Source organism: Dyella silvatica (genome assembly GCF_026283955.1).
Lineage (GTDB): Bacteria > Pseudomonadota > Gammaproteobacteria > Xanthomonadales > Rhodanobacteraceae > Dyella_C > Dyella_C silvatica.
Genome location: NZ_JAPDPE010000001.1, coordinates 1 through 26,095 on the forward strand (window position 1 = coordinate 1; position 26,095 = coordinate 26,095).

Genomic DNA, 26,095 nt, shown 5'->3' on the forward strand with positions numbered 1-26,095 from the left:
CGTCCAGGGTCATGCGCGTACCGTCCGGCAATTGCAGCGTTTGCGGTTTGCCGGTGGTGGTGGCGTAGCGCTGGATCAATGGCGTCGTCGTCGTGGCAGGGCGCCACAGAAACGAGGCGCCAAAGGCAAGCAACAGACAGGCGGCCGCTGCGCTGGGCGCGAGAATCCACAGCAGGCGACGGCGCTCGCGGCGTTGCGCGATATGGCGTCGGGCCGCCAGGCTGGCAGCTCGCAGCAATGGGTCGCCGGCTAAGGCGGCAGCGGCCCGATGCAGGCGCTCGGTTTGCGCATAAGCCTGGGCATTGGCCGCACTTTGCGCGCACCAGCGCTCGAACGCTTCACGCTCCTGTGGATTGCAGTCGGGCGCGTGCAGCCGTGCCAGCCACGCTTCGGCGGTATTGGGTAGGGAAGGGGAGTACATGTTCATGAATATTTATATGGCCTCCATGCCATGTTCACTTAGGCGCTTGCGCAGTAACACCAGCGCTTTGCTGATCTGTTTTTCGACAGCTTTCACCGAGATGCCACAGTGTTTGGCTACCTCGGGGTAGCTCATGCCCTCGATCCGGTTCAGCAGATAGATTTCGCGGCAGCGAGTGGGCAGCCCCAGCAAGGCTTTCTGCACACGCGCCAGCTCCTGCTGGGTTTCGATCTGTTGGTCGTGTGCCTGATCCATGGATGGAAGGCCAAAGACATTGTCGTCGAGGCTGACATGGTCGGCGGTATGGTGGGTGTGTGCACGTCGAGCGCGATCGTTGAGCGCATTGATCGCAATGCGATAAAGCAAAGAGCCCCACGACTCCGGTGCGTATTCGCGGTAGCGGATCAATCGCACAAAGCTTTCTTGCGCCACATCTTGAGCGTCTTCTTCGGAAGACACGCGACGACGCAAGAAACCGATCAATGCTCCCCGCTGCTCACGAACGAAGCTATCGAAACTGGTTGCACTACCTGGAAATCCCTCCGGCTGTTCGCCTTCGGCCAAACGTTGACCCATGCCCTGATACCGTGCTCGAAAAAGCGTGATGCCAGGGAGAGTATCGCAATTGTTGAAGGGTGCGTTGGATAGCATAAGTTACTGATGTAACCAATAAAAGTCTCCCCCTATGCGCCGAGGCGCAGAGGGGGAGGTGGTGCCCCTATGGTAGGGGCGGTTCCCGCAGGGGGGATTGCGAGAACCTCGCTGCCCGCCATCCAGGCAGGCAACGTTCTCTTGTGCCGAGTGCAGCGCAAGAGAACCGGTAGCCGCCCCAGCGGTGACCGCAGCATCGGGTCTACGGCTGGAATGGCGATATGAATGGGTCGAATGGATGGCCATATCCTCAATTTGAATCGTGACTTAACTTAAATCGTGAAATCCCCAACAAATAAACGCAGCAGAGGCGGTTCCCCCTACCTCTTGGCCGTCTTTATCCGGGAGGGCGGGGCGCAGCGCGGTAATGCGTGGAGGCGATCAGCTGGCCGATCGACGGGGTCCGGCAGCCGGGCCATGGCGGCAGGTGTTCAAGCGAGGCAGGCCGGTGGCTTCGAGGTCAGCTAAGGCCGGCGCGGCAGGCCTGCACGGAAGCACTGAAGGTCCATCGGGTGGCGCGCGAGGACCGCGCACGATATTTCAGCGATGACGACAATTAGGTGTCTGAGCTCGCCGCGGGCACGCATACATATATAACGATGCGTTATATAGCCGTCCGTCGGCCTAAGCCTATTCGCGCAATAGCAGCCGGTAAGCGGGGTTGTCGCTCTCGTTGCCATAGGGGTAGCCCAGGGTGTCGAGAAACCGCTGGAACAGCGGGCGCTCGTCGGCAGGCACCTGGATGCCAACCAGGATGCGGCCGTAATCGGCGCCATGATTGCGGTAGTGAAACAGGCTGATATTCCAGTCGGGGTGCATATGGCCGAGAAAGCGGGTCAGTGCGCCGGGCCGTTCCGGAAAATCGAAGCGGTAAAGCTGCTCGTCATGCGCCAGCGGCGAACGGCCGCCGACCATATGGCGCAGATGCAGCTTGGCCAGGTCGTCATGGGTCAGGTCCAGCGCGCTAAAGCCCTGCTCGTGAAACGCGGCGGCGAGCACGGCGTTTTCATCGCGGTCCTGGGTCTGGATGCCGACAAAGATATGCGCTTGCGCGGCATTGCCGATGCGGTAATTGAACTCGGTGATATTGCGCTGGCCCAGCGCGGCGCAGAAGCGCCGAAAGCTACCGCGCTCCTCGGGAATGCTTACCGCAAACACCGCCTCGCGCTGCTCGCCGACTTCGGCGCGCTCGGCGACAAAACGCAGGCGATCGAAATTCATATTGGCGCCGGAGACGATCGCCAGCAATGCGCCATCGCAGGGGCCATGTTCGGCGCCATATTGCTTGAGCCCGGCCAGGGCCAGCGCGCCGGCGGGCTCGGGTACGCTGCGGGTTTCCTGGAACACGTCGCGGATGGCGGCGCAGATGGCGTCGGTATCAACCCGCAGCATGGCATCGACGTGTCGCTGGCAAAGCGCAAAGGTGTGTTCGCCGACGCGCTTGACTGCGGTGCCGTCGGCGAACAGGCCGACCTCATCCAAGTCAATCCGCTCGCCGTATTCCAGCGAGCGCGCCATCGCATCGGAATCCGCTGCCTGTACACCGATCACCCGGATATCGGGGCGCAGGGTTTTGATATAGGCGGCTACGCCGGCCAGCAATCCGCCGCCGCCAACCGGGACAAACACCGCATGCAGCGGGCCCGGATACTGGCGCAGAATCTCCATGCCGACGGTGGCTTGCCCGGCGATCACGTCGATGTCGTCGAACGGATGCACAAAGGTATAGCCGCGCTCCGCCTGCAGTTTTGCAGCGGCGGTTTGCGCGTCGCTGTACGAATCGCCGGTTAGCACGACATCTACCGACAGGCCGCCCAATCGCCGCACGGCATCCACTTTGACGCACGGCGCGGTGATCGGCATCACGATTACCGCGCGAATGCCCAAACGGGCTGCGGCGAGCGCTACGCCTTGTGCATGATTGCCTGCCGAAGCGGCGATCACCCCGCGGGCGCGCTGGGCCGCATCCAGCCCGGCCATCTTGTTATAGGCGCCGCGTAGCTTGAACGAGAACACCGGCTGCTGGTCTTCGCGCTTGAGCAAGACTTTGTTGCCAAGCCGGGTCGATAACAGCGGCGCATAGTCGAGCGAGGTTTCGCGCGCCACCTCGTAAACCCGCGCCGCCAGCGTGCGGCGCAGCAGCTCATGGTCGGACAGCGTTGCTGCGGTCTCGGCGGCAGATGCGATCGTTGTCCTCGCGTTGACGACAGTCTGAGCATTCATGCCGGGGTGGCTGCGGCCGCGCGGTGTACCTCGATCACGTCGACCAGCTTGCGTGTCTGCTCGATGATTTGTTGCACGGTGGCCTCGGCGCCATGCATGACCAGGGTCAGCTGCGACACGGCAGGGTCCTGGGTCGCTGCTACGGTTAGCGCATCGATGTTGCAATGACGCGCGGCGAACAAGCCGGCGACGCGCACCAGGGCGCCGGATTCGTTTTGCAGCAAGATAGAAAGGGTATGTTTCATGGGCATCTCGGTATCGCGTCGGTAACCGCCTGGGTGACTGTGGGCTCGCCGGCCCGCGGTGTGCGGGACGGCGTGTACTCAAAACATATCGCTGGCCGCGTCGCCTTCCAGTGGCGCAAGGCGCGAGGGAATAAAGTCACCGGTAATCATTTGGGCATAGGTCGCCCCCGGACCGACCATCGGATACACGCCGGCATCAGGGTCGATCATCACTTCCAGAAACGCTGGCCCGCCGAAGGCGACAAAGTCGGCAATCGTCGCCACCAGATCCTCCGGCTGCTCCAGCCGCCGCGCCCATTCGAAGCCATCGGCCTGGGCGGCCTTGATGAAGTCCTTCTTGTGCAGGCTTTTGTCGGAAGAGGCGAAGCGGCCTTTGAAAAACAGCTTTTGCCACTGCCGCACCATGCCGTCGCCCTGGTTGTTCAACACCACGATTTTCACCGGCAGGCCATAGGTGGTGACGGTTTCCAGCTCGCCGAGATTCATGCGGATGCTGGCGTCGCCATCGATGTCGATGACGATGGCATCGCGCCGTGCGAACTGCGCGCCGATCGCCGCGGGCAGGCCAAAACCCATCGTGCCCATCGAGCCGGAGCTGAGCCAATGGCGCGGTTCGCGAAAGTCGAAGTATTGCGCCGCCCACATTTGATGCTGGCCGACACCGGTACTGATGATGGCGCGGCCCTGGGTGTGCCGATTGATTTCCTCGATCACCGCATACGGCTGGATCAACGCGTGCTGGCGGTCGTAGTTCAGTGGATGTGTGCGCTTGAGCTCGGCAATATGCCGATGCCAGGTGGCATGGCGTTGCCGCGCGTGGCTTGAAAAGCCATGCTGTTCACCGTATTCGCGCAGGCGCTCCAGCGTGCGCGTGAGATCGCCGGCGTGATGCCATTGCACCGGTTTGACCTTGCCGATTTCTGCGGGATCGATATCGACTTGAGCGATAAAGCGCGCAGCCGGTGCGAACTTGTCGGGCACGCCGGCCACGCGGTCGTCGAAGCGCGCGCCCAGGGCCAGCATGAAATCGCAGTCTTCCACGGCGTAATTGGCATAGGCGGTGCCATGCATGCCGAGCATGTGCAAAGCCAGCGGCTCGGTGGTGTCGAACGCGCCCAGGCCCATCAGCGTGGTGGTCACCGGCACGCCGAAGGCGTCGACAAAACGGCGCAATGCGTTGGCCGCGCCGGCGGCAATCACCCCGCCACCGGCATAGATCAATGGGCGCTTCGCCTGTTCGAAGGCAGCGAAGAAACTGGCGCAATCAGCGTCGCTGACATGCGCTTGTTCGATCGCGCGAAGACGCGCGCGATAACCGGGTATCGGCAAGCGGCCCTGGCCTTGAAAAGGCAGTGGGGTGTTCTGCACATCCTTGGGAATATCGATGACCACCGGGCCCGGGCGTCCGCTGCGGGCAATCTCGAACGCGGTGCGCAGGGTGATCTCGAGCTGCTGCGGATCGGTCAACAGAAAAACGTGTTTGGCGCAGGAGCTCATGATGTTGCTGACCGGCGCTTCCTGGAAGGCATCGCTGCCGATGGCGGTGGTCGGCACCTGGCCGCAAATCACCACCAGCGGAATCGAGTCGGCCATCGAGTCGCGCACGGGCGTGACCATATTGGTGGCGCCGGGGCCGGAGGTGACGATGGCGACGCCGACCTGGCCCGATGCACGCGCATAGCCGGCGGCCATGAAACCGGCACCTTGTTCGTTGGCAGGGACGATGAGCGGCATCGGTTCGCCGCCGTCCGGGCCGATATGCGTGGCGTTGTAGCGGAAAACCGCGTCATACACCGGCAGGATCGCGCCGCCGGAATACCCAAACAGCACCTTGACGCCTTCGTCGGCTAGCACCTGTACGACGACTTCGGCACCGCTCATGACTTGCTCGTTGAGTGGGTGGGTAGCGGTGTCGTTATGGGGTGTTGCGATGGCTTGCATCGGGGAGGTGCTCACGGGTTACCTCAGGTAAGAAAAACTTGAAAACTTTCGTGCCCTCGATGGTTCCGTCACCGAGGGCGCGAAAGCACGAGAACGATCAGCCGACTTTTTTCAACGGCGCGGCCGGGGCCGCCTGCCCCGCGTTGAGCCACGGCATGCGGGCGCGCAGCTTGCTGCCGACCTGCTCGATCGGGTGATCGAGATCGGCTTGCTTGAGGCGCTGGTAGTTCGGCAGGCCGGCCTGGTGTTCGGCAATCCAGTTGCGCGCAAAAGTGCCGTCCTGAATATCGGTCAGCACGGCTTTCATGCGCTGCTTGGTGCTGTCGTCGATCACCCGCGGACCGCTGACATAGTCGCCGTACTGGGCCGTCTCGGAGACAAACTCCAGCATGCGCTTGAGGCCGCCTTCGTAGAACAGGTCGACGATCAGCTTCAGCTCATGCATCACTTCGTAATAGGCGATTTCGGGCTTGTAGCCGGCTTCGACCAGCGTCTCGAAGCCCTTGATCACCAGCTCGCTGGCACCGCCGCAAAGCACGGCCTGCTCGCCGAACAGATCGGTCTCGGTCTCTTCTTTGAAATCGGTTTCGATCAGCATGGCGCGGCCGCCGCCGATACCGTCGGCATACGCTTTGGCTTTGGCTTCGGCGTGGCCGCTGCTGTCTTGATAGACCGCAAACAGGCAGGGCACGCCACGGCCGATTTCATACTCGCGCCGCACCAGCGCGCCGGGGCCCTTGGGCGCGACCAGCACGACGTCGATATCGTGGCGCGGCTGGATCTGTTTGAAATGCACATTGAAACCGTGCGCGAACAACAGGGCGGCGCCCGGCTTGATGTTCGGCTCGATCGCCTCGCGATACAGCGACGGCTGCACCATGTCGGGGGTGAGCACGGCAATCAGGTCGGCGTCGCGCACGGCATCGGCCGGTTCGGCGACGTGGAAACCTTCGGCGTGCGCACGTTCCCAGGAGGGACCGCCCTTGCGCAGGCCAACGACGACATCCAGACCGGAGTCGCGCAGGTTGAGAGCATGGGCGCGGCCCTGGCTGCCGTAGCCGAGTACGGCGATACGAGCCTTGGCGAGCGTGTCAGTAGTGGTCATGCGGTAACTCCTTCGGTAGCCGTGGTGTGGATGTGTTTGGGGGTGCTGACAGCGGTATCTGGATGCGTGGTGGCACCGTCAGATGCGGAGCCGACCAGGCGCGCGTACTTGGCGAGCGCGCCGCGTGAAACCTTCGGTGCAGGGGCTTTCCAGTGCGCGCGGCGGCCGACCAGGTCGGCGTCGGTGGCGATCTCGCGATGATCAGCGTCGATACGAATGCGGTCGCCGTCCTGCAACAAGGCAATCGGGCCGCCGCGTGCCGCTTCGGGGGCGATATGGCCAACCATGAAGCCGTGGGTGGCGCCGGAGAAACGGCCATCGGTAATCAGCGCGACGTCATCGCCGAGACCGCGACCGATCAAGGCGGCGGTGACGCCAAGCATTTCGCGCATGCCGGGGCCGCCGGCCGGGCCTTCGTTGCGAATGACGATGACGTCGCCCTTGGCGATGCTGCCGCCTTGCACGGCGGCGAAGGCCAGTTCTTCGCTTTCGAAGACCCGTGCCTTGCCTTCAAAGTGACTGCTGCCTTTGCCGGCCAGCTTGAGGATGCAGCCTTCGGGGGCCAGGTTGCCGTAAAGAATCGAATAGCCGCCACGCGGTTTCAGCGGCTTGGCGACGGGGTGCACCACGTCTTGCTGTTCGGCACGGGGCGCGGCGGCGGCCTCTTCGAACAGGCTGCGGCCGGTAATGGTCGGCGTATCGTCGAGCATGCCGGCGGCGATCAGCTCTTGCGTCACGCGTCCGCTGCCACCTGCGCCGAACAATTCCACCGCGGTGTAACGGCCGCCTGGCATCAAGTCGGCGATGACCGGCGTGTGCTTGGAGGCGGGTTCGAAATCTTCCAGCGTCCAATGCACGCCTGCTTCGCGGGCAATCGCCAGTAAATGCAGCACGGCATTGGTCGAGCCCGCGGTGGCGGCGACCATGCGCGCGGCGTTACGCATCGAGCTACGGGTAAGCAGTTCGCGCGGTGTGCGCTGGGCGCGCAGGCATTCCATCACCAATTCGCCGCAGCGAAAGGCTGCCATCGCCTTGGCCGGATGGGTGGCCGGGATATCGTTAAAGCCCATCGGTGACAGGCCTAGCGTGGTCAGCACCATGGCCATGGTGTTGGCGGTGAACTGGCCGCCGCAGGCACCGGCGCCGGGGCAGGCATCGCGCTCGACCGAGGTCAATTCGGCGTCGTCGATCTTGCCCGCACCATGCGCACCGACCGCTTCGAAGACTTGCTGGATGGTGATCGGATGGTTGTCGTGGGTGCCGTGGGCAATGCTGCCGCCGTACAAGGCCACGCCGGGAATATTCAGCCGGGCCAAGGCCATGGCTGCCGCGGGAATGGTTTTGTCGCAGCCACACAGCACCACCATGGCATCCAGGCAGTGACCGTCGACGGCCAGCTCGATCGAGTCGGTGATGACCTCGCGGCTGATCAGCGAGGCACGCATGCCGGGGGTTCCCATGGCGATGCCATCGGTGACTGCAATGGTGTTGAACTCGATCGGGGTGCCGCCCGCGGCGCGAATGCCGGCGGCGGTGTGTTCGGCCAGTTCGCGCAAATTGAGATTGCATGGGCTGACGTTGGACCAGGTATGCACCACCGCCACCAGGGGTTTGGCGATGGCTTCGTCGTCCAGCCCGGTGCCACGCAGCATGGCACGGGCCGGCGCACGATCGGGGCCGGTTTTGATGAGGTCACTGCGCATGAGTTATCTCAGTTGAGAAACGAATGAGGAATGTCCCCCCTGCGTGTTGGAGGGTGGAGGGAAGGGATGAGGCTAGGGGTGGGACGCTCATCGCTTGGGCTCCATGGGCACGCAGGGGGGAACAAACGGGGCCGCTGCTTCCTCTGGCTGAGGAAGCAGCGAGGAGAAAAGCGCGGGCATGCCTAGCCGCATGCACGCGCACCGCTAAAAAAAGCTTCGGCCGTGTCGGCGTGCTCCTCGAAAGCTGCCAATACGGCATCTCGCAGTTGCGTGGTGCTGGCCTGACCGCCGATATCGCGGGTGTGCGGGCCCTGACTCAGCACCTGGTCGACGGCCGCCTCGATGGCTGCCGCCTCGGCTTCCAGCTGCAAGGAGTGCCGCAACAACATCGCGGCCGAAAGAATCGCGCCGGTCGGATTCGCTACGTTCTGCCCGGCGATATCCGGGGCGGAACCGTGAATCGGCTCGTATAAACCGTTGCGGCCCTCACCCAGCGACGCGGAGGGCAGCAGGCCCAGCGAGCCGGCCAGCGCGGCGGCTTCGTCGGTGAGAATGTCGCCGAACAAATTCTCCGTCACCACCACGTCGTAGCGTGAAGGCTGGGTCAGCAACAGCATCGCCATCGAATCGACCAGCTGATGCTCCACTTTCACGTCCGGATAGTCGGCGGCGATGCGTTGCACGGTGCTGCGCCACAGGCGCGAGGTTTCCAGCACGTTGGCCTTATCGACCGAGGTGACATGCCGGTGGCGGTCGCGCGCCAGGTCGAAGGCGCGGCGCACCACGCGCTCGACTTCGGCCACGGTGTATTTGCATTCGTCGGTGGCGGTATCGGCGGTGCGCGTCTTGGCGCCGAAATACGCGCCGCCGGTCAGTTCGCGCACAAACAACACATCGACGTTTTTCAGCTTTTCGTTTTTCAGCGGCGACAACGCCGCCAATGCCGGATGCACCTGCAGCGGACGCAGATTGGCGTACACGCCTAAGGCGGCGCGCAAGGCCAGCAAGCCTTGTTCGGGTCGCACCGGCGCATTCGGGTCGGACCACTTCGGGCCACCCACCGCACCGAGCAACACCGCATCGGCCTGCTTGCAGGCGGCAAGTGCGGCGGCGGGCAGCGGTTCGCCGAAGGCATCGATGGCGCAGCCACCGATGGCTTGTTCGTCGAAGCTGAATTCATGGCCGTAACGCGCGGCGACGGCCTCGAGTACGGCTACCGCGGCGGCGGTGACCTCCGGGCCGACACCATCGCCGGGCAAGGTGACGATGTGAGCTTTCATGCAGCCTCCTGATGGGTATGTTCGTAGGCGCCGATGGCTTCGGCGTGTTGCAACAGATAGCCAAGCTGGTCCACGCCGTTGAGCAGGCAGTGACGGGCGAAGGGCTCCAGCTGAAAGTGGATGCGTCCACCATCGGGCAGCGCGATGTATTGCTCGCGCACGTCGATGGTCAGTTCGATGCCGGGGTGGTCGAGCAGCCAGCGGTGTTCGGCCTCGGCGATCAGGATCGCCAGCAAACCGTTCTTCAAGGCGTTGTTGCGGAAGATGTCCGCGATTTCGCTGCACAGCACGGCCTGGATGCCGTAATCGAGCAAGGCCCAGGGCGCGTGCTCACGCGACGAGCCGCAACCGAAGTTGCTGCCCGCCACGAGGATCGAGCAGCCGCGCGCTTGCGGCTGATTCAGCGGAAACGCCGGGTTATCGCTGCCATCGGCTTGATAACGCCAATCGTGAAAACACAACTTGCCCAGGCCAGCGCGCTCGGTCGTGGTGAGAAAGCGCGCGGGAATGATGCGGTCGGTGTCGATGTTCTCGTCCGCCAGCACGGCGGTACGTGAATGGATGCGGGTGATGGGTTTCATGCGGCGGCCTCCGTCAGGTACTCGCGTGCATCGGCAATCACACCGGCCAGCGCCGAGGCCGCCGCGGTGGCGGGGCTCGCCAGTACGGTGCGCGCGCCCTTGCCTTGGCGCCCCTCGAAATTGCGATTGGAGGTACTCACCACCAGTTGGCCCGGCTGGGCCAAGTCGCCATTCATCGCGATGCACATCGAGCAACCGGGCACGCGCCATTCCGCGCCGGCTTCGGTGAATACGTGATGCAAGCCTTCGCGCTCGGCATCGCGGCGAACCGCTTCAGAGCCCGGCACGACCAGCATGCGCACGCCTGCGGCGACGCGTCGGCCACGCAATACCTGCGCTGCTTCGCGTAGATCGCTCAGGCGCGAATTGGTGCAACTGCCGACGAAGACCACATCCACCGGCATGCCGCGCATCGGCTGGCCCGGCTTGGCCTGCATGTAATCCAGCGCGCGGTGTTCTTGCGCGTTGCGTGCGGCAGGTACCGGTGCGTCCAGCGCAATGGCCATGCCCGGATGCGTACCGTAGGTGACGGTGGTGCGCACTTGGCTGGCGTCGATATGCACTTCGCGGTCGTAGCGGGCGCCCGCATCGCTGCGCAGGGCGCGCCAGCGAGTGACGGCCGCATCCCACGCGGTGGCGTGTGGTACGCGCGGACGTCCCTTGAGCCATTCGAAGGTGACATCGTCGGGGGCGATCAAGCCGGCGCGTGCACCGGCTTCGATGGACATGTTGCAAATGGTCATGCGCTCGTCCATCGACATCGCTTCGATGGCCGCGCCGCGATACTCGATGACATAACCGGTGCCGCCGTCCACGCCGATCTCGCCGATGATGTGCAGGATCAGGTCTTTCGCGCCGACGCCATGTGGCAAGGGGCCGTCGACATGGATCGCCAGCGTCTTCGGCTTGCGCTGCAACAGGCACTGTGTCGCCATCACGTGGCCGACCTCGGTGGTACCGATGCCGAAAGCCAGCGCGCCGAACGCACCGTGGGTGGAGGTGTGGCTGTCGCCGCAGACGATGGTCATGCCAGGCTGCGTCGCGCCCAGCTCTGGGCCGATCACATGGACGATGCCGCGATCGGCGCTGTCCCAGCCATGCAGCTCGACAGCGAATTCGCGGCAGTTCGACTCCAGCATGGCCACTTGTGCCTTGGCTTCGGCATTCGCATACGGCCGCTCACCGTTGCTGCCTGCGGGCAGGGTCGGCGTGGAATGGTCCAGCGTGGCCAGCGTGCGATCGGGGCGGCGCAGTTTCAGGCCGCGCTCGCGTAGCTCGGTGAATGCCTGCGGCGAGGTGACTTCGTGCACCAGGTGCAGGTCGACATAGAGAATCGCCGGGGTGTCGGGGCTTTCGGGCGCGACGATATGCGCATCCCAGAGTTTTTCGAATAAGGTGCGCGCGCTCATGCGGCCTCCTGCTCAAGGCTTTGCACCGGTGTCAGCCAACCATGGCGGTCATCGGTGCGGCCATCGAACAAACCGAAAAAGGCTTGCTGCAAGGTCTTGGTGATCGGCCCGGGTTTACCGCTGCCGACGGCTTTGCGATCCACCGAGCGCACCGGGGTGATCTCGGCGGCGGTGCCGGTCATGAACACTTCGTCGGCGCTGTACAACGCCTCGCGCGGCAGTTCGCGCTCTTCCACCGGGATGCCCAGGTCGGCGGCCAGCATCATCACGGTTTCGCGGGTGATGCCGGCGAGGATGCCGGCGCTGGCCGGCGGGGTCAGCAGTTTGCCGCGCTTGACCACGAACACGTTTTCGCCGGCGCCTTCGCTGAGTAAACCGTTGTGGCCCAGGGCGATGCCTTCGTCGTAACCGCCACGCCGTGCTTCCAGACCAATCAACTGGCTGTTGAGATAATTGCCACCGGCCTTGGCCCAGCTCGGCACGGTGTTCGGCGCGGGACGCTGCCAGGACGACACGCAGACATCGGCGCCACGCTCAGCGGCTTCGCCCAGATAAGCACCCCAGTCCAGCGCCATGATCGCCACGTCCACCGGCGCGCCGGTCTTCTGCAAAACACCCAGGCCACCGGCGCCGCGAAACACGATGGGGCGCACGTAGGCCGACTTCATGCGGTTGACGCGGATCAGTTCCAGGCAGGCGGCGTTGATGTCTTCTTCGCTGTAGCCGATCTCGATCTCATACACCTTGGCTGATTCGAATAGCCGGCGGGTATGGTCGGCGAGGCGAAAATAGGCTGGGCCTTGCGGGGTTGCGTAAACGCGCTCGCCCTCGAATACCGAGGAGCCGTAATGCAGCGCGTGCGTGCTGACGTGGACGGTGGCCTCGGTCCAAGGCTTGATGTGGCCGTTGTGCCAGAGGAAGGGCGTGCTCATGCAGTAACTCCTTGCGTCTGTAGTGCGGGGGCGAGGGTGGGTGCCGGGGTTTGTCGTTCGATGCGGTTGACGATGGCCAGCGCGGCCAGTGCGGTGGCTTCGACGATGTCGGTGCTGACACCGTGGCCGCGCCAATCGCGCTCGGCATAGCGTGCGATCAGCTGGGCCTGCCCTTGGGCATCGCCACCTTCGCTGACGGCACGTACCTGGAAATGAGTGAGTTCGAGGCTGGCGCCGGTGGCGCGTTCGATGGCGCGCAGTACCGCGTCCACCGGGCCGTCACCGATGGCGGCTTCGCCGACTTCGCGGCCGTCGTCGTGAGTTAGCTTGACCGAGGCCGAGGCGCTGCCGCGATGCGCCACGGTGACGTTGGAGTGAGCCTGCAATTGCACGATGCGCCAAGGGCCGGCCAGATCGGGATCGTGGCCGAGCGCGATGGCTTCCAGATCTTCGTCGTGTACTTCGCGCTTTTTGTCGGCCAAGGCCTTGAAGCGCGCAAAGATGCCATCCATGGCGCTTTCTTCCACCTCGTGCCCCAGCGCCTGCAAGCGCGAACGCAGCGCATGGCGACCGGAATGTTTGCCAAGCACCAGCTTGGTTTCGGCAATGCCGACATCCTGCGGCCGCATAATTTCGTAGGTGCCGCGATGCTTGAGCATGCCGTGCTGGTGGATGCCCGACTCGTGCGCGAAGGCGTTGTCGCCGACCACCGCCTTGTTGCGCGCCACGCTTTGGCCGGTCAGTTGGGTCAGCAGCCGCGAGGTCGGATACAGCTTGCGGGTATCGATGCGGGTATCGACGCCGAAATGCGGCGCGCGCACTTTCAGCGCCATCACGATTTCTTCCAGCGAGGCATTGCCGGCGCGTTCGCCGATGCCGTTGATGGTGCACTCCACCTGGCGTACGCCGGCACTGATCGCGGCCAGGCTGTTGGCCACCGCCATGCCCAGGTCGTCGTGGCAGTGGGTAGAGAAGATCACCCGCTCGGCGCCTTTGACGTGCTGGCGCAGATAGGTGAACAACTCGGCCATTTCGGCGGGGGTGGTATAGCCGACGGTGTCGGGCACATTCAGCGTGGTGGCGCCGGCGGCTACCGCGGCACTGAACACTTCGACCAGATACTCGGGCTCGGTACGGGTGGCATCCTCGGCGGAAAATTCCACCTCGTGACACAGCGCGCGGGCGCGTTCGATCGAGGCCACGGCGGTGTCGAGCACCTGCGCCTTGCTCATGCCCAGCTTGTGTTCGCGATGTAGCGGGCTGGTAGAGAGAAACAGGTGAATGCGCGAGTGGCGGGCGGATTCCAGCGCCCGGCCGGTGGTGTCGATGTCGCCGGGAACACAGCGCGACAAGCCGCAAATGGTCGGTGTTCTCAGCGTGCGGGCAATTTCGGCCACGGCGTTGAAATCATCCGGCGAGGCTTGCGGAAAGCCCGCTTCGATGATGTCGACTCCCAGTGCCTCCAAGGCCTGCGCCAGGCGTAGCTTGGCGCGGCGATCCATCGAAAAGCCGGGCGCTTGTTCACCGTCACGCAAGGTGGTGTCGAAGATGCGTACGCGATCGGCCTCGGCGCTACTCGCGCTTACGCCATCGTCGGATTGAGTGCTGCTGGTTTCCATGCTGGCTCCGTTTGGGTGTGGTCGAAGGCATAAAAAAACCCCGCATCCGTTTCCGGGTGCGGGGTTCTTTAGGAGTATTCAGGTCAGTTTCTAGTTACCTGTACACATGCCCTCAGCCCGCACCCCCGTTGGTAATAAGGAGTACGAGTACGAGGGAAATAAGAAGCTGGCTGCGCAGACGCAGAAGGCCGGCGACCGTTACGAGACGGTTCCTTTCGGCGATGCTGCTGTGGCTGTTGCGCTGCGTCATGTGGTCGAACGTAAAGGGGCTTGTGGGGGCTTGTCAACAGTTACTTTTGAAATTCTTTGTTCTTGTCGATTCCTTCACGTCCGGACGTCCAGATGTCCAGACTCATTTCACGATCAGGGCGATGCGTGTCTGGCGAGGTCATGCAGATAGAGCTGCAAGGCGCGCCGCAGCTGGGTTTGCGCGGCATGGCGAGTGGCCGTGGATGACTCGATTTGCAAAGCCACGGCGGCTTTCATCAATTGCTGTACCACCATGGCCGGTGCACGCAACGACGGCAGCGGATGCGTCGGCAGATGGTTGTGCAAAATGCTGCACAAGCGATCACGGACCTCCTGGCGGATCCCCGGCCCCTGTTCGGCGGAGGCTGCGGCATGTGCCTCGACCAAGACGGCGAAGGATGGATGCTTGCGACGGAAGTCGACGAAAAGGCGGATCAGCCGCGCGGCGAGTTCATCCGAATTCCAGCTGGCGGCCCGGCTGTCCAGACGATCCATGCGCGCGAACAGCACCTTGCTGTGCTCGGCCATCAAGGCCTGGGCCAGCACTTCCTTGGTCGGAAAAAACTGATACAGCGAACCGATCGAAGCCTCGGCCCGGGCGGCGATCTCGGTCATGGTGCTGGCGTCGTAACCCTTCTCGACAAAGCAGAGTGCGGCGGCGTCCAGCAGTGCGGCCACACGCTCGCGGCCGCGTTTTCGCTGCGGCGAACGAACTTGCGGGATTGTTTTTTGTGAGGGCATCCTCATAAACTCCTAAGTGAGGTTGTCCTCACATTTCTGGTTTCGTCTCTTGTAACACGCAGGCTGGAGAATTCGATGGAAAAGCTTGATCCCCGTACGACGGCGCTGGTACTGATCGATCTGCAAATGGGCATTGCCGGTTTTGCCGGTGGCCCGCACACCGCCACTGAAGTATTCACCCGGGCAGCTTCGCTGGCCGCACGCTTCCGCGAGCTCGGCGCGCCGGTAATCCTGGTGCGCGTCGGCTATGCCGCTGATTTTGCCGATGCCTTGCGCCAGCCGACCGATCGCCCGCCGCCCTTGCCGCCGGGTGGCTTGCCGGCCAACTGGTGGGATTTCCCCGAGCAGCTTGCCGTGGCCGATAGCGACATCAAAATCGTCAAGCGGCAGTGGGGGGCATTCTATGGCACTGAGCTGGATCTGCAGCTGCGCCGGCGCGGCATTCAGCGCATCGTGTTGGGCGGCATCACCACCAATCAGGGCGTAGAGTCCACCGCTCGTGTGGGATGGGAGCTTGGTTACGCTCAGGTGCTGGTCGAGGATGCCATGAGCGCCGTCAACACCGAGATGCATCGGTTCTCGGTCGATAACATCATGCCGCGATTGGGCCTGGTGCGTTCGACCGAGCAGGTGCTGGAAGCCTTGAGCTGATGTTGCCGTGGCCTCCCTTCGCTGGGGAGGCCACTTGATTCAGGCAGCGCTGGTCTTTTCCCGTCGTAACGGCACGGTCGGGCTGGAACGCAGCAGCCATTCGCGCAACGCCGCCTCGCTGGCGGCCAGCGGCTCGGCCGCAGCCGGGCGCAGCAGCATGGCGTTCAATGCAGGGGGAATCGGCGGCGCGTAGCCGAGCAAGGGTTGCAGCACCGTTTCGAACTTGGCCGGATGGGCGGTGGCGACCACCACCCATGGCTCGCCATCCACCGGCTCAAGGTCGAGCAAGCGCATCGCCGTAGCGGTATGCGGACAGAACCATGCATCGCCCTCACTGGCGTGCTGCACGATGGTGGCGCGGATGGTGTCGTCGTCCACGCTGTGTGCCTGCAGGGCGGCGCGCAATTCGTCTTCGTGCGGCAGCGTCCAGCGCAGTCGCTCGAAGTTGCTCGGGGCGCCCACGTCCATGGCATTGGCCAGGGTGGCGACGGCGGGCCGTGGCGTGTAGTCGGCGCCGCTGAAGAAATCGGGCAGGGTGGTGTTGGCATTGCAGGCGAACTTGATGCGCCCGATCGGCAGGCCGATCTCGCGTACCCACAAGCAAGCCAGCGCATTGCCGAGATTGCATGGGCGTAGTAGCTCATCTGCGGCAATAGCCGGCCCAGGCTGATGCTGTTGGCCGATGACAAGGGCAACTGTGCCTGCAGCGAGCCGTCGTTGAGCATGGTCTTGACCATGCGTTGGCAGTCGTCGAACGAGCCGTCCACGCGCAGCGCTTGCACGTTGTCGCCAAAGCAACCCAGTTGATGCGCCTGGCGCGGCGAGACCCGTCCATCGGGATACAGAATCACCACGCGCACACCGGGCTGGCGATGAAACGCGGCGGCCACGGCGGCGCCGGTATCGCCGGAGGTGGCGACCAGGATGGTCAGCGGCGGCTCTTGCGCAGGCGGAGCTTGTACGCGCTGCAGCTGCTGGAAACACGCGGCCAGAAAGCGTGCGCCGAAATCTTTGAACGCCGCGCTGGGGCCATGGAACAGTTCCAGTGCCGCAGCATTGGGGCGTCGCGGCAACCCACGCAATGGCGCATCGAAATCGAAGGCCTTTGCACAGATCGATGGCAGTGCGGCGGCCAGCGAACTGTTGGCGAAGAAGGGGGTAAGCAGGGTCGTCGCCGTGCTGGCCAGGTTGGCTTCGGGATCGAATGCCGCCGCATCGAGGCGCGGCAGCGCCTCGGGTACATAAAGGCCGCCGTCTGCCGCGAGTCCGGCAGCGATGGCTTCATCGATACGTACGGCCGGATGCGCGCCGCGGGTGCTGTGGTAAAGCAAAGGCTCGGTCATGCAAGTGCTTCCGTTTCGATAAGGTGCGCTGCCGGGCCGTCGATGGGCGACACCAGGACATCGCTGGGCAGACCCGCTTCGGCGAATGCGGCTGCCATGGCAGTGACGGCAGCCTGCGCATCGTCGCGGTTTTCATACCAGCCGAACACGCTGGGGCCGCCGCCGGAGATGCTAGCGCCCAGGGCGTGATGATCCAATGCAGCTTGTTTCACGCGGGCGAAGTTAGGCACCAGCGGCGCGCGGCGCGGTTCGATCAGTACGTCTTTGAGGCCCTCGCGCACCAGTGCGGCGTCGCTACGAAAACAGCCGGCCAGGACCAGCGCGAGATTACCGCTTTGAGCAACGACATCGGCGAGCGCGAAATCGCCGGCCAGCGCGGCGCGCGCCTTGCGCGTTTCCAGCACCAGGTGCGGATGCACCAGGGCGCAATGCCAACTGCTGGGCACGGGCAGGCGCAGCAGGCGTTCGCGCGTCGCCAATACCAGGCCGCCAAGCAACATCGGGCCGAGGTTGTCGCCATGGCGACTGCCGCTGGCGACGGCTTCGCCTTCGAGCGCGAAACCGTAAAGCGATTCGCGCGGCAGCGGGCGTTCCAGCAAGGCATTGGCGGCGATCAAGGCCGCCACGCACGAGGCGGCCGAACCGCCCATGCCCGAGCCCAGCGCAATGCCCTTGTGCAAGACCAGCTCGAAACCATGGCGCAGGCCAAGCGCTTTGCGCAGCGCAAGCAGGGCCATGCCGGCGGTGTTGCGGCGCGGATCGGTCGGCAAGGTATCGCCGCAGCCGTGGATGGCGGCGATGCGTACTTCGGGCTCGGCGATGCGACGTACTTCGGCGCGATCGCCGGGGCCGGCCACGCTGTGACCGAGGATGTCGAAGCCCACCGCGACATTGGCGACGCTGGCGTAAGCCACCGCATGGGCGGAGAGAGCCGGCTGCGCTCCCGGCATGCCCGGTTCTTGCAGTTGCGCATTCATGACCGGATCTCCAGCCCTTCGGCAATGCGCAGCACATCGGCAAAAATACCCGCCGCCGTCACTTCCGGGCCGGCGCCAGGGCCTTGCACCAGCAGCGGGTTATCGCGATAACGGCGGGTGCTGAACTGCACCACGTTGTCGGTGAGCCGCGTATGCGCGAACGGGTGCCCGTTGGGCAGCACGGTGAGTTTCACGCTGGCATGACCGTGGGCATCCAGATGCGCGCGATGACGCAGCACGCCGCCTTGCGCGCGCGCTTCAGCCAGCCGCGCTGCCATCGGCTCATCGAGTTCTTCCAGCCGCTCCATGAATTCATCCACCGCCAGCGCAGCCAGATGAGCCGGTACCAGGCTTTGTACTTCGACGTTTTCCAGCGACAGCGGCCAGCCCGCCTCGCGCGCCAGGATCACCAGCTTGCGCGCCACATCCATGCCCGAGAGGTCGTCGCGCGGGTCAGGCTCGGTATAGCCCAGGGCATGTGCTTCGCGGACCAGCGCAGAGAAGGGTTGGTTACCGTCATGACGATTGCACAGCCAGGCCAGGGTGCCGGAGAACATGCCCTCGACCGAGGTGAGTTCGTCGCCGGTATCGAGCAGGTCGCGCAGCGTCTGCACCACCGGCAAACCCGCGCATACCGTGGCCTCGTAACGAAAACGCATGCCGCCCGCGCAGGCGGCGCGTATCGCCTGCCAACGGCTTAGCGAGCCACTGCCGGCCAGCTTGTTCGGCGTGACCACATGCAGGCCGGCAGTCAGCCAGGTGGCGTAATGCGAGGCGACGGCATCGTTGGCGCTGCAGTCGATCAACAGCGCATGGCGGCCGTCGATGCCGAGTACATGGGCGGCAAATTCGTTTAAATCGCTTGGCCGCCAGGTTTGCGCGCTATCGCAGCGGCCATTGAGTTCCGGGTCGTCGCTGTCCAGCCACATCCGCTTGCTGGCGGCGACGCCGCAAAGCTTCAGCTCCAGTCCGGCGCGTGCCAGCCGAGGTTGAGTCGCCCGCAATTGATCGAGCAGAGCGCTGCCGACGCGGCCTGGGCCAATCAGGCCCACGGCCAAGCTACGGCGACGAGTGGTAGTCACCGGCAGCGCCATGGCATGCGGTGGTAGCGATGCTTCAAGTGATTGCGGTGCACTGACGTTCACGGTATTGCCTCCGGTCTGGGGGCCCGTGCTCGTTGTGGCGGTATCGGAGTGTGCCGGCCCGCCTCATCGAGGGCGGGGCCGTTGCGTGGAAGAAGCTATTCGCGCAAAGACACCCACCCCGACACGGTGGTAATCGTGGTCGTGGTGGTAGTCGTGGCGGTGGTGAGCATGGAACCGATACGCAACGCCATACGCCCGGTGTGAACCGGTGCGGAAAACATCATGGCTGGCGAAGTGATCGGTGACATAGGCCTGACCATAGATCGATTGTTGCGCTGCGGTCAACAACTTTATTGTGAAGTTTGGGTGACGCGATAGCGCTGGCAGATCTGGCTTGGCAGCTGGATTTTCGGCCTATTCGTCGGTGCCATGCCGTGCCTGGCCGGGTCGCGCATGGGCGTGCGTTGAGGGGGCATCGAGCCGGCGACGTAAGCACTCAGGCTTACGCGAGGACGATGTCGATACCGAGCGCGACGAAAGGATCGGTCAGCGCCACCGGGGTCGCTTTTTCGACCACGATGCTGCTGGCGGCGGTGGCGGCCGCGACCACATAGGCCGAGGCCGTGTGGAGTTTTTCCGACGAGGCGAGCACCACGGTTTCTGCTGCTTGCGCGGCCAGCGCGCGTTTGACGTAAGCCTCTTCCAGGTCGCCGGTGCTCAGCCCCGCGGTGGGGTGCACGCCGGTGACACCCATGAAATACATATCGGCGCGGATATGGCTGATCGCCTCGATCGCCGCCGCACCGACCGCGACCACCGAGTGCTTGAACAGCCGTCCGCCGATCAACACCACCTCGATGCCTGCATGTTCGGCCAACACCACCGCCACGCTGGGGCTGTGCGTCACCACCGTTGCCTGCAAGGTGGTCGGCAGTTGACGTGCCAGCTGCACGGCTGTGGTGCCGCCATCCAGGATGACGATTTGTCCGGGCTGGATCATTTGCGCGGCGGCGCGGGCAATCGCCATCTTGGCCGTCGTGGCAATGTGTTCGCGCTGGGCAAAATCCGCTGCCGCCGGTGAGGCCGGCAGCGCGCCGCCATGCACGCGCTGAAGCAGCCCTTCGGCGGCCAGCTCGCGCAGATCCCGCCTGACGGTGTCTTCGGACACCCCAAAACCTTCGCTAAGCGTCTTGGCCACGACCTGGCCGTCGCGCTTGAGGGCGCCGAGGATAGCTTGCTTGCGATGAGAGGTCAGCATGGCGATTGCACGATAATTCTTGAAATTGCACGAGATTGCACGATACGGTATCTGCCCGCCGATTGTCTACCTTGGGAGCAAACCGCCATGCATAAAACCGCCGAACGGGTCCGTGTGATCGATAGCCAGGTGCTATCCAACGATTGGTATCTGCTGAAGAAAACCACTTTTGACTTTCTGCGCGCCGATGGCAGCTGGCAGCGGCAACATCGCGAAACCTACGATCGCGGCAACGGTGCCGCCTTGCTGTTGTACAACCGGCAACAGCGCAGCGTGGTGCTGACGCGGCAGTTTCGCTTTCCGGCCTACGTCAACGGGCATCACGGCATGTTGATCGAAGCGCCAGCCGGCTTGCTCGACCAGGCCACGCCCGAGCAACGCATACGCGCCGAAGTGGAAGAGGAAACCGGTTATCGCTTGAGCGCAGTCAGCAAAGTCTTCGAGGCGTTCATGAGCCCCGGCTCGGTCACCGAGAAACTGTTTTTCTTCATGGCCGAATACGACGCCGCCAGCAAAGTCGGCGACGGTGGCGGGCTGGCCGAAGAAGGCGAAGATATCGAAGTGCTGGAACTACCCTTCGAGCAGGCGATGGCGATGATTGCGCGTGGCGAGATCGTCGATGGCAAAACCATCATGCTGCTGCAGTATGCGGCGCTGCATGTCTTTGCTTGATGGGGATGCTGGCGCGGTGTTGGGATTCGCTGCCCAACACCACGCCAGCCAACCCTCGCGGGGTGCTTAACGCGTCAAGTCGATCGCATAGGTGGCGTTGCCTTCGCCGTTGTCGCACAGCTGGCGAATGGTCGACAGGCCGGTGGCATGCGCCACATCCTGCTTGCCGGCGGCGCCCTTGAAGACAATCGGGCCTGCCGTTTTCAGCGGGGCGAAACGCCACGAGGTGGGCTGCAGATCTTTGCTGCCGATCTGCTGTTGGCGTTGCAGCCACTTGGCCAGGATCTCGCGCGCGCCATCGGGTGCGGCGAGTACGATGTTGTTGCCGTCGAGGCCGGGGAAGTTACCGCCACCGCTGGCCCGGTAGTTATTGGTGGCGACGATGAAGAGTTGTTTCGGGCTGACTGGCTTGCCCTGGAAAGTCAGCCGGGTGATGCGCTGGCCGACCGGCTTGGAGACATCAATGGTGTAGGCGATGCCGCCCTGGATCTGGTCGAAATTGAATCCGGGGTAGTGGTCATTGATCAACGCTTGCTCGCCGGCCTTGCTCGGGTCGATACGATTGAAACGTTCGGCGGATTTCTCCAGCCACGCCTTCAGCCCGGCGCCATCGACTTTCACCGCGGCGAGGGTGTTGGGATAAAAGTACAAATCGGCGGCGCTGCGCAGGGTTAGCGGGCCGGCGGCGACATCAGTGTAATCGTCGGGGCCGCCAAAGCCGGTGCGAAAGGCCGCGGCCGCGGAAAGCACCGGCAGCTTGGCCAGTTCCGGGTGCAGCTTCGGCAGTTCATTGATGACGTAGTCGCGCTGGGCGGCATTGACGGCGGCCAACGCGGTCATATTGCCTTCGTCGGCAAAATAGCTGCTCATGCGCAGCGCGCTTTCGCCGATGGTGGTGTTGACGTGGGCCACGGCGGCTTCATGGGCCTGAGCCACCAGCGGTGCGATCACCGGATCGACCGGCACGCATTCATTTTTCTTCGGGCAGATCGGGCGCACTTCGCTATGCGTCTGGGCTTTGTCGATCACCCAGTGGCCGTTCTGCCGATCCAGCGCCAGCTTGATCACGCCAAGGTCTTTGCCGAAGAAGCCGGCCATCACCGCAGGCGTGCCGCGCACGAAGCCGCGCTTGGCATCCACGTCCTGCATGCTCTCGTAATGCGGGCCGGGGAACTCAGTGTGCGAGTGTCCCAGCAGCAAGACGTCGATGCCCGGGATGGCGGCGAGGTACCAGCCGCCGTTCTCCATCTCTGAGGTATAGGTGTCGGTGTTCAAGCCGCCATGCAGCACGGCGACGATCAGGTCGGGGTGTTGCGCTTGCAGCTCTGGCAGATAACGTTTGGCCGCTTCGACCACGCCCGTGACGGTGACCTTGCCGGCGAGGTTTTGTTTGTCCCACTCCAGAATCGGCGGCGGCGTAAAGCCGATGATGCCGATTTTCAACGGCGCGCTATGAGTCTTGCCGCTGGGGTCGGTGACCTGGATGTTTTTCTCGACCACGGCCCAGGGCTTGAAGATCGGCTGGCCGTCCCGTGCGCTGTACACATTGGAAAGCACCAGCGGGAAATGCGGCCCGGCGCAGCGATCGCTATGGCCGCCTTCGACATTCATCGGCGTGCCGGTGACCTGCGACAGAAAGGGCAGGCCGTAGTTGAACTCGTGATTGCCGGCGGTGCCGCCGTCGTAGCCGATGGCGTCCATGGCGCGGTAAATCGCCAGCTCTTCATCACAGCCGATCGGCTTGACCTGGGCCTGGTAGTCGGCCAGCACGGTGCCTTGAATGGTGTCGCCGCTATCGAACAGGAAGTTATTGGGAAACTCCGCCCGCGCGCGGCGGATCAGCGTGGTGGTGCGCTCGTAGCCCAGGCTGCTGTCGGGCTTGACCTTGTAATAGTCGTAACTGAGCACGTTGGCATGCAGGTCGGTGGTCTCCAGAATCGCCACGTCCGCACGCGTGCCGTCAGCCAGCGGCCTCGCTTGCTGCGGTGCGGTGGCGCAACCGGCAAGCAGGGCGGCGGCAAAAGCCGTGAGAGAAACGAGGCGTGGCGGCATGGGCATGGTGTTTCCATTGCTGACGAACAAGCCGCGCAACGTAGCAGATCGAGATGACGCTTCGTTAGGTGCCCCGCATGGCGCCAAACCCTGGCCGCTGTGCGGATTTAGCCCGGTGGTGAGGCGATCCAGCGTTGGGCTTTGCTGCGCGGGTGACATGGCCGGCAGATTGCATCGAGCGAGAAGGCTTGCGTGAAGCTGTCTTCCAACGAGGATGATTATTATTTGGGCGCATTTTAGAAAGAAATTAGATTAATGATGGTTATGATTATCAATACAAATTCATGCGAACTCGTTTTGACGATTTATTTTTTGTGACCTGAGTGGAGTATCCGCGGGGCAAGTTATTGCTATTTATTATGGGTTAATAATTTTAAGAATTGGTGCTTTAGCTGGGCTGGCGCCATTATCGCGGCCGCATTTGCCGTGCATTAACTTACGCTTTGCAGACTCGCCGCTGTCGTTATTTGTTGCTGCGTTAGCGATGTGCGCCAAGACATAATGAATACGTAATGATTATCTTTGTTATCGGGATGAGTCGAATGGCGGATGCGGATGGCATTGATACGGCCGTTTAATCGGTTCGTAAGCCATGTTGTCTTGCGGCAAATCGGCACGCTGGCTGCGGCCGAACGATTTTGCGTGAAGGTGCTTTCACATAAATGGTTGTTAGAACAATAGGTTGTCTTGTCATGTCTTCTTGATTAGGGTCAACGGATTCGTCAATGGGAGAGGTTGACGGATGGTTTCGTTAGGGAATCAGGCAGATCACTGCCTGCATGCACGCACTTCAAATATGAGCCTGCAGGGACTGTAAGGGGCGGGCTTTAGTTGGGTGTTGACGAAATCGCGGGGTAATTCGGTGCAATAAACAGTCCCGTTAATGCGGCGACGCAAAGCCTGTGGCCACGCCGCCGCAACGGGTTCTTTTGTCCTATTTTTATGGGGTAATAAAATGTCCGATTACACGAAAAGCGGCTTGCTTAAAGTAGTCGCTGCTTCGGCCTTGCTTAGCCTGGTGGCAGGCGCGGCGGCAGCGAGCAGCGATGCTGCAAACAATGGAGCGGCACAGCAAAATGGCGCGGCACAGCAAAATGTATCCAACCCTTACTCGCCGCGTTACGGGCACCCTTATCGTCATGGCGCGATTCCCACCCGGGATGCCTTGAACAGAATGAGGCAGTACTCGGTCATGCATGCACAGCCTGCGGTTACCGGCACCGAGACGCTTAGCTTCGGCGGCGGCGTGGACGGTATTGGCGTCACCAGCGGCACACCCAAGGTATATCTGGTGGTTTACGGTAGCCAATGGGGTACCGCCGGCACCGATGCCAATGGCAATACCACCCTGTCCAACGATGCCGACGGCGCCGTGCCTTATCTGGAAAGCATGTTCAAAGGCCTGGGTACCGGCGGCGAACTGTGGTCGGGCACGATGACCCAGTATTGCGATGGCCCCCTGGTGGCCACCGGCGCGACCTCTTGCCCGTCAGGCGCACCGCTGATCCATTACCCGACCGGTGGCCCATTCGCCGGTATCTGGTACGACAATTCAGCCGCCTCGCCTGCCTCGGCTACCGGTGCGCAGCTGGCACAGGAAGCGATTAACGCGGCACAGCATTTCGGCAATACCACGGCAGCATCCAATCGCTATGCGCAGTACGTGATCCTGTCGCCATCAGGCACCACGCCGGATGGATTCAACACGCCCAGCGGCAGTTTCTGCGCATGGCATGACTGGAACGGTGACCAGAGCGTGACTTCGCCGGTGGGCGATGTCGCTTTCACCAATATGCCGTATGTCGCCGACGCTGGTTCCAGTTGCGGTCAGGGCTTCGTCAATAGCGGCAGTGCGGGCACCCTGGATGGTTTCTCGATCGTCAATGGTCATGAGTACGCCGAAACCGTTACCGACCAGAACCCGGCAGGTGGCTGGACCAATACCACCGGCTCGTCCTTCAACGGTCAAGAAAACGGTGACGAGTGCGCCTGGCTCTCTTCGGGCCAGGGCGCGTCGGCCAATGTGACCATGGGCACCGGCACCTTTGCCATGCAAAGTACCTGGTCGAACGATACCAACCAGTGCGAAATCGCCCATCCGATCGTGGGTGGCGGTGGCGGTGGCGGTACGCCGACGGCTAATTTTGGCTTTACGACCAGCGGTCTGACGGCCAATTTCACCGACAGCTCCACCGATAGCGGCGGCTCGATTACGTCGCACTCATGGACCTTTGGTGACAGCACTTCGTCGACTGCCACCAATCCGAGCCACACCTATGCGGCCGCTGGCAGCTACAGCGTGACCGAGACGGTGACCGACAGCGCCAGCGGGAAAAGCAGCAGCAAGACGCAGTCGGTAACGGTTAGCAGTGGCGGTGGTTCGACGCAGCTGCTGGGCAATACCGGTTTTGAAACTGGTACCGCGGCACCATGGACGATGACGGCTGGTGTGCTCAACAACGACACCACCAGCGAACCTGCACACGCGGGTTCGTGGGATGCATGGCTTGACGGTTATGGCAGCTCGCATACCGATACCGTGGCGCAGACGGTAGCGATCCCGGCAGGCAAGACCTCGGCGACGCTGCAGTACTACCTGCATATCGATACCGCCGAAACCACCACGACGGCAGCCAATGACACCTTCAAGGTGCAGGTGTTCAACACCTCGGGTACCTTGCTGGCGACGCTGGCGACGTTCTCCAACCTCAACCACAACACCGGTTATACCGTGCACAGCAGCAGCCTGGCTCCGTACATCGGCAAGACCGTGGTGATCAAGTTCACCGGTACTGAGAATGCTTCGCTGCAGACTTCCTTCGTGATCGATGACGTCACCCTGACCGTGCAGTAAGCGCTCTCCTGCAAGCGGCTGACCCGTTGTCAGCCGCTTGTTGCAAAGGGCAGGGATGCATTAGAAATCCCGGAAAACCCGGCTCGCGAGGGCCGGGTTTTTT

21 protein-coding genes and 1 pseudogene are annotated in these 26,095 nt (G+C 63.1%); 3 read left to right on the forward strand and 19 right to left on the reverse strand.

The features are described 5' to 3' along the window. The 13 genes from OUZ52_RS00005 to OUZ52_RS00065 form a co-directional block, all read right to left on the reverse strand. Positions 1 to 427 (reverse strand): DUF4880 domain-containing protein (locus OUZ52_RS00005; protein WP_266156257.1); only part of this gene is annotated, 427 nt, incomplete at its 3' end. A 6-nt stretch (positions 428 to 433) separates the two neighbouring features. After that, positions 434 to 997, reverse strand: a complete 564-nt coding sequence (locus OUZ52_RS00010; protein ID WP_266156258.1) for an RNA polymerase sigma factor — start codon at positions 995 to 997, stop codon at positions 434 to 436. A gap of 705 nt (positions 998 to 1,702) precedes the next feature. After that, complete coding sequence (gene ilvA / locus OUZ52_RS00015) at positions 1,703 to 3,295, reverse strand: threonine ammonia-lyase, biosynthetic (protein WP_266156259.1); 1,593 nt, start codon at positions 3,293 to 3,295, stop codon at positions 1,703 to 1,705. Next, the gene (ilvN, locus tag OUZ52_RS00020; RefSeq protein ID WP_266156260.1) at positions 3,292 to 3,540 is read right to left on the reverse strand and encodes an acetolactate synthase small subunit; all 249 of its coding nucleotides are present in this window, start codon (positions 3,538 to 3,540) and stop codon (positions 3,292 to 3,294) included. Before ilvN ends, ilvA begins: the two co-directional genes overlap by 4 nt. A 78-nt stretch (positions 3,541 to 3,618) precedes the next feature. Beyond that, positions 3,619 to 5,481 carry a biosynthetic-type acetolactate synthase large subunit gene (gene ilvB / locus OUZ52_RS00025; protein ID WP_266156367.1) on the reverse strand — a complete coding sequence of 621 codons (1,863 nt, stop codon included), beginning with the start codon at positions 5,479 to 5,481 and terminating at the stop codon, positions 3,619 to 3,621. 97 nt (positions 5,482 to 5,578) lie between these two features. Continuing rightward, a complete protein-coding gene (gene ilvC, locus OUZ52_RS00030) occupies positions 5,579 to 6,586 on the reverse strand; it encodes a ketol-acid reductoisomerase (RefSeq protein ID WP_266156261.1) in 1,008 nt (335 codons plus the stop codon). Then, on the reverse strand, positions 6,583 to 8,289 hold the full coding sequence (gene ilvD, locus OUZ52_RS00035; protein WP_266156262.1) for a dihydroxy-acid dehydratase: 1,707 nt from the start codon (positions 8,287 to 8,289) through the stop codon (positions 6,583 to 6,585). Before ilvD ends, ilvC begins: the two co-directional genes overlap by 4 nt. A 182-nt stretch (positions 8,290 to 8,471) precedes the next feature. Continuing rightward, a complete protein-coding gene (leuB, locus tag OUZ52_RS00040; RefSeq protein ID WP_266156263.1) occupies positions 8,472 to 9,569 on the reverse strand; it encodes a 3-isopropylmalate dehydrogenase in 1,098 nt (365 codons plus the stop codon). Continuing rightward, positions 9,566 to 10,150: a 3-isopropylmalate dehydratase small subunit gene (gene leuD, locus OUZ52_RS00045; protein ID WP_266156264.1), complete on the reverse strand. Its 585-nt coding sequence runs from the start codon at positions 10,148 to 10,150 to the stop codon at positions 9,566 to 9,568. Before leuD ends, leuB begins: the two co-directional genes overlap by 4 nt. Beyond that, positions 10,147 to 11,559 (reverse strand): 3-isopropylmalate dehydratase large subunit, encoded by a 1,413-nt coding sequence (gene leuC / locus OUZ52_RS00050; RefSeq protein ID WP_266156265.1) that lies wholly within the window; start codon positions 11,557 to 11,559, stop codon positions 10,147 to 10,149. The genes leuD and leuC overlap by 4 nt, the downstream gene beginning before the upstream one ends. Further along, positions 11,556 to 12,491: a branched-chain amino acid transaminase gene (locus OUZ52_RS00055; protein WP_266156266.1), complete on the reverse strand. Its 936-nt coding sequence runs from the start codon at positions 12,489 to 12,491 to the stop codon at positions 11,556 to 11,558. Before OUZ52_RS00055 ends, leuC begins: the two co-directional genes overlap by 4 nt. Next, on the reverse strand, positions 12,488 to 14,110 hold the full coding sequence (locus OUZ52_RS00060; RefSeq protein ID WP_266156267.1) for a 2-isopropylmalate synthase: 1,623 nt from the start codon (positions 14,108 to 14,110) through the stop codon (positions 12,488 to 12,490). The genes OUZ52_RS00055 and OUZ52_RS00060 overlap by 4 nt, the downstream gene beginning before the upstream one ends. A 363-nt stretch (positions 14,111 to 14,473) precedes the next feature. Continuing rightward, entirely contained in the window at positions 14,474 to 15,100 is a 627-nt protein-coding gene (locus OUZ52_RS00065; RefSeq protein ID WP_266156268.1) for a TetR/AcrR family transcriptional regulator, read from the reverse strand. Positions 15,101 to 15,175: 75 nt separating this feature from the next. Between OUZ52_RS00065 and OUZ52_RS00070 the strand changes: the two genes are divergently transcribed. After that, positions 15,176 to 15,751, forward strand: a complete 576-nt coding sequence (locus OUZ52_RS00070; RefSeq protein WP_266156269.1) for a hydrolase — start codon at positions 15,176 to 15,178, stop codon at positions 15,749 to 15,751. A gap of 39 nt (positions 15,752 to 15,790) precedes the next feature. On the opposite strand, the pseudogene OUZ52_RS00075 reads toward OUZ52_RS00070, so the two are convergent. From OUZ52_RS00075 to OUZ52_RS00095, 5 genes and pseudogenes are all read right to left on the reverse strand, one after another. Then, positions 15,791 to 17,094, reverse strand: a pseudogene (locus tag OUZ52_RS00075) (pyridoxal-phosphate dependent enzyme). After that, positions 17,091 to 18,071, reverse strand: coding sequence for a homoserine kinase (locus OUZ52_RS00080; protein ID WP_266156270.1), 981 nt, complete (start codon positions 18,069 to 18,071; stop codon positions 17,091 to 17,093). The pseudogene OUZ52_RS00075 and the gene OUZ52_RS00080 overlap by 4 nt, the downstream one beginning before the upstream one ends. Next, positions 18,068 to 19,165, reverse strand: a complete 1,098-nt coding sequence (locus OUZ52_RS00085; protein ID WP_266156368.1) for a homoserine dehydrogenase family protein — start codon at positions 19,163 to 19,165, stop codon at positions 18,068 to 18,070. The genes OUZ52_RS00080 and OUZ52_RS00085 overlap by 4 nt, the downstream gene beginning before the upstream one ends. 146 nt (positions 19,166 to 19,311) lie before the next feature. Continuing rightward, entirely contained in the window at positions 19,312 to 19,464 is a 153-nt protein-coding gene (locus tag OUZ52_RS00090) for a hypothetical protein (RefSeq protein ID WP_266156271.1), read from the reverse strand. 194 nt (positions 19,465 to 19,658) lie between these two features. Beyond that, a complete protein-coding gene (locus OUZ52_RS00095) occupies positions 19,659 to 20,414 on the reverse strand; it encodes a DeoR/GlpR family DNA-binding transcription regulator (protein WP_266156272.1) in 756 nt (251 codons plus the stop codon). Positions 20,415 to 20,501: 87 nt separating this feature from the next. Between OUZ52_RS00095 and OUZ52_RS00100 the strand changes: the two genes are divergently transcribed. Further along, positions 20,502 to 21,086 (forward strand): NUDIX domain-containing protein, encoded by a 585-nt coding sequence (locus OUZ52_RS00100; RefSeq protein WP_266156273.1) that lies wholly within the window; start codon positions 20,502 to 20,504, stop codon positions 21,084 to 21,086. Positions 21,087 to 21,152: 66 nt separating this feature from the next. Here the strand turns inward: OUZ52_RS00100 and OUZ52_RS00105 are convergent, their stop codons facing one another. Then, entirely contained in the window at positions 21,153 to 23,144 is a 1,992-nt protein-coding gene (locus OUZ52_RS00105; protein ID WP_425493738.1) for a bifunctional 2',3'-cyclic-nucleotide 2'-phosphodiesterase/3'-nucleotidase, read from the reverse strand. Between the two features lie 949 nt (positions 23,145 to 24,093). Between OUZ52_RS00105 and OUZ52_RS00110 the strand changes: the two genes are divergently transcribed. Further along, entirely contained in the window at positions 24,094 to 25,992 is a 1,899-nt protein-coding gene (locus tag OUZ52_RS00110) for a PKD domain-containing protein (RefSeq protein WP_266156275.1), read from the forward strand. Positions 25,993 to 26,095: the final 103 nt, after the last annotated feature.

Bases quoted from the DNA above. Each gene is read 5' to 3' on its own strand.
- OUZ52_RS00055 (WP_266156266.1), bottom strand. From the start codon at position 12,491: ATGAGCACGCCCTTCCTCTGGCACAACGGCCACATCAAGCCTTGGACC.
- OUZ52_RS00085 (WP_266156368.1), bottom strand. From the start codon at position 19,165: ATGGCGCTGCCGGTGACTACCACTCGTCGCCGTAGCTTGGCCGTGGGC.
- OUZ52_RS00105 (WP_425493738.1), bottom strand. From the start codon at position 23,144: ATGCCCATGCCGCCACGCCTCGTTTCTCTCACGGCTTTTGCCGCCGCC.
- leuB (WP_266156263.1), bottom strand. From the start codon at position 9,569: ATGAAAGCTCACATCGTCACCTTGCCCGGCGATGGTGTCGGCCCGGAG.
- ilvD (WP_266156262.1), bottom strand. From the start codon at position 8,289: ATGCGCAGTGACCTCATCAAAACCGGCCCCGATCGTGCGCCGGCCCGT.
- ilvC (WP_266156261.1), bottom strand. From the start codon at position 6,586: ATGACCACTACTGACACGCTCGCCAAGGCTCGTATCGCCGTACTCGGC.
- OUZ52_RS00100 (WP_266156273.1), top strand. From the start codon at position 20,502: ATGCATAAAACCGCCGAACGGGTCCGTGTGATCGATAGCCAGGTGCTA.
- OUZ52_RS00080 (WP_266156270.1), bottom strand. From the start codon at position 18,071: ATGAATGCGCAACTGCAAGAACCGGGCATGCCGGGAGCGCAGCCGGCT.
- OUZ52_RS00070 (WP_266156269.1), top strand. From the start codon at position 15,176: ATGGAAAAGCTTGATCCCCGTACGACGGCGCTGGTACTGATCGATCTG.
- ilvA (WP_266156259.1), bottom strand. From the start codon at position 3,295: ATGAATGCTCAGACTGTCGTCAACGCGAGGACAACGATCGCATCTGCC.
- leuD (WP_266156264.1), bottom strand. From the start codon at position 10,150: ATGAAACCCATCACCCGCATCCATTCACGTACCGCCGTGCTGGCGGAC.
- OUZ52_RS00010 (WP_266156258.1), bottom strand. From the start codon at position 997: ATGGGTCAACGTTTGGCCGAAGGCGAACAGCCGGAGGGATTTCCAGGT.
- OUZ52_RS00065 (WP_266156268.1), bottom strand. From the start codon at position 15,100: ATGCCCTCACAAAAAACAATCCCGCAAGTTCGTTCGCCGCAGCGAAAA.
- OUZ52_RS00060 (WP_266156267.1), bottom strand. From the start codon at position 14,110: ATGGAAACCAGCAGCACTCAATCCGACGATGGCGTAAGCGCGAGTAGC.
- OUZ52_RS00090 (WP_266156271.1), bottom strand. From the start codon at position 19,464: ATGTCACCGATCACTTCGCCAGCCATGATGTTTTCCGCACCGGTTCAC.
- OUZ52_RS00110 (WP_266156275.1), top strand. From the start codon at position 24,094: ATGTCCGATTACACGAAAAGCGGCTTGCTTAAAGTAGTCGCTGCTTCG.
- OUZ52_RS00095 (WP_266156272.1), bottom strand. From the start codon at position 20,414: ATGCTGACCTCTCATCGCAAGCAAGCTATCCTCGGCGCCCTCAAGCGC.
- ilvN (WP_266156260.1), bottom strand. From the start codon at position 3,540: ATGAAACATACCCTTTCTATCTTGCTGCAAAACGAATCCGGCGCCCTG.
- ilvB (WP_266156367.1), bottom strand. From the start codon at position 5,481: ATGCAAGCCATCGCAACACCCCATAACGACACCGCTACCCACCCACTC.
- leuC (WP_266156265.1), bottom strand. From the start codon at position 11,559: ATGAGCGCGCGCACCTTATTCGAAAAACTCTGGGATGCGCATATCGTC.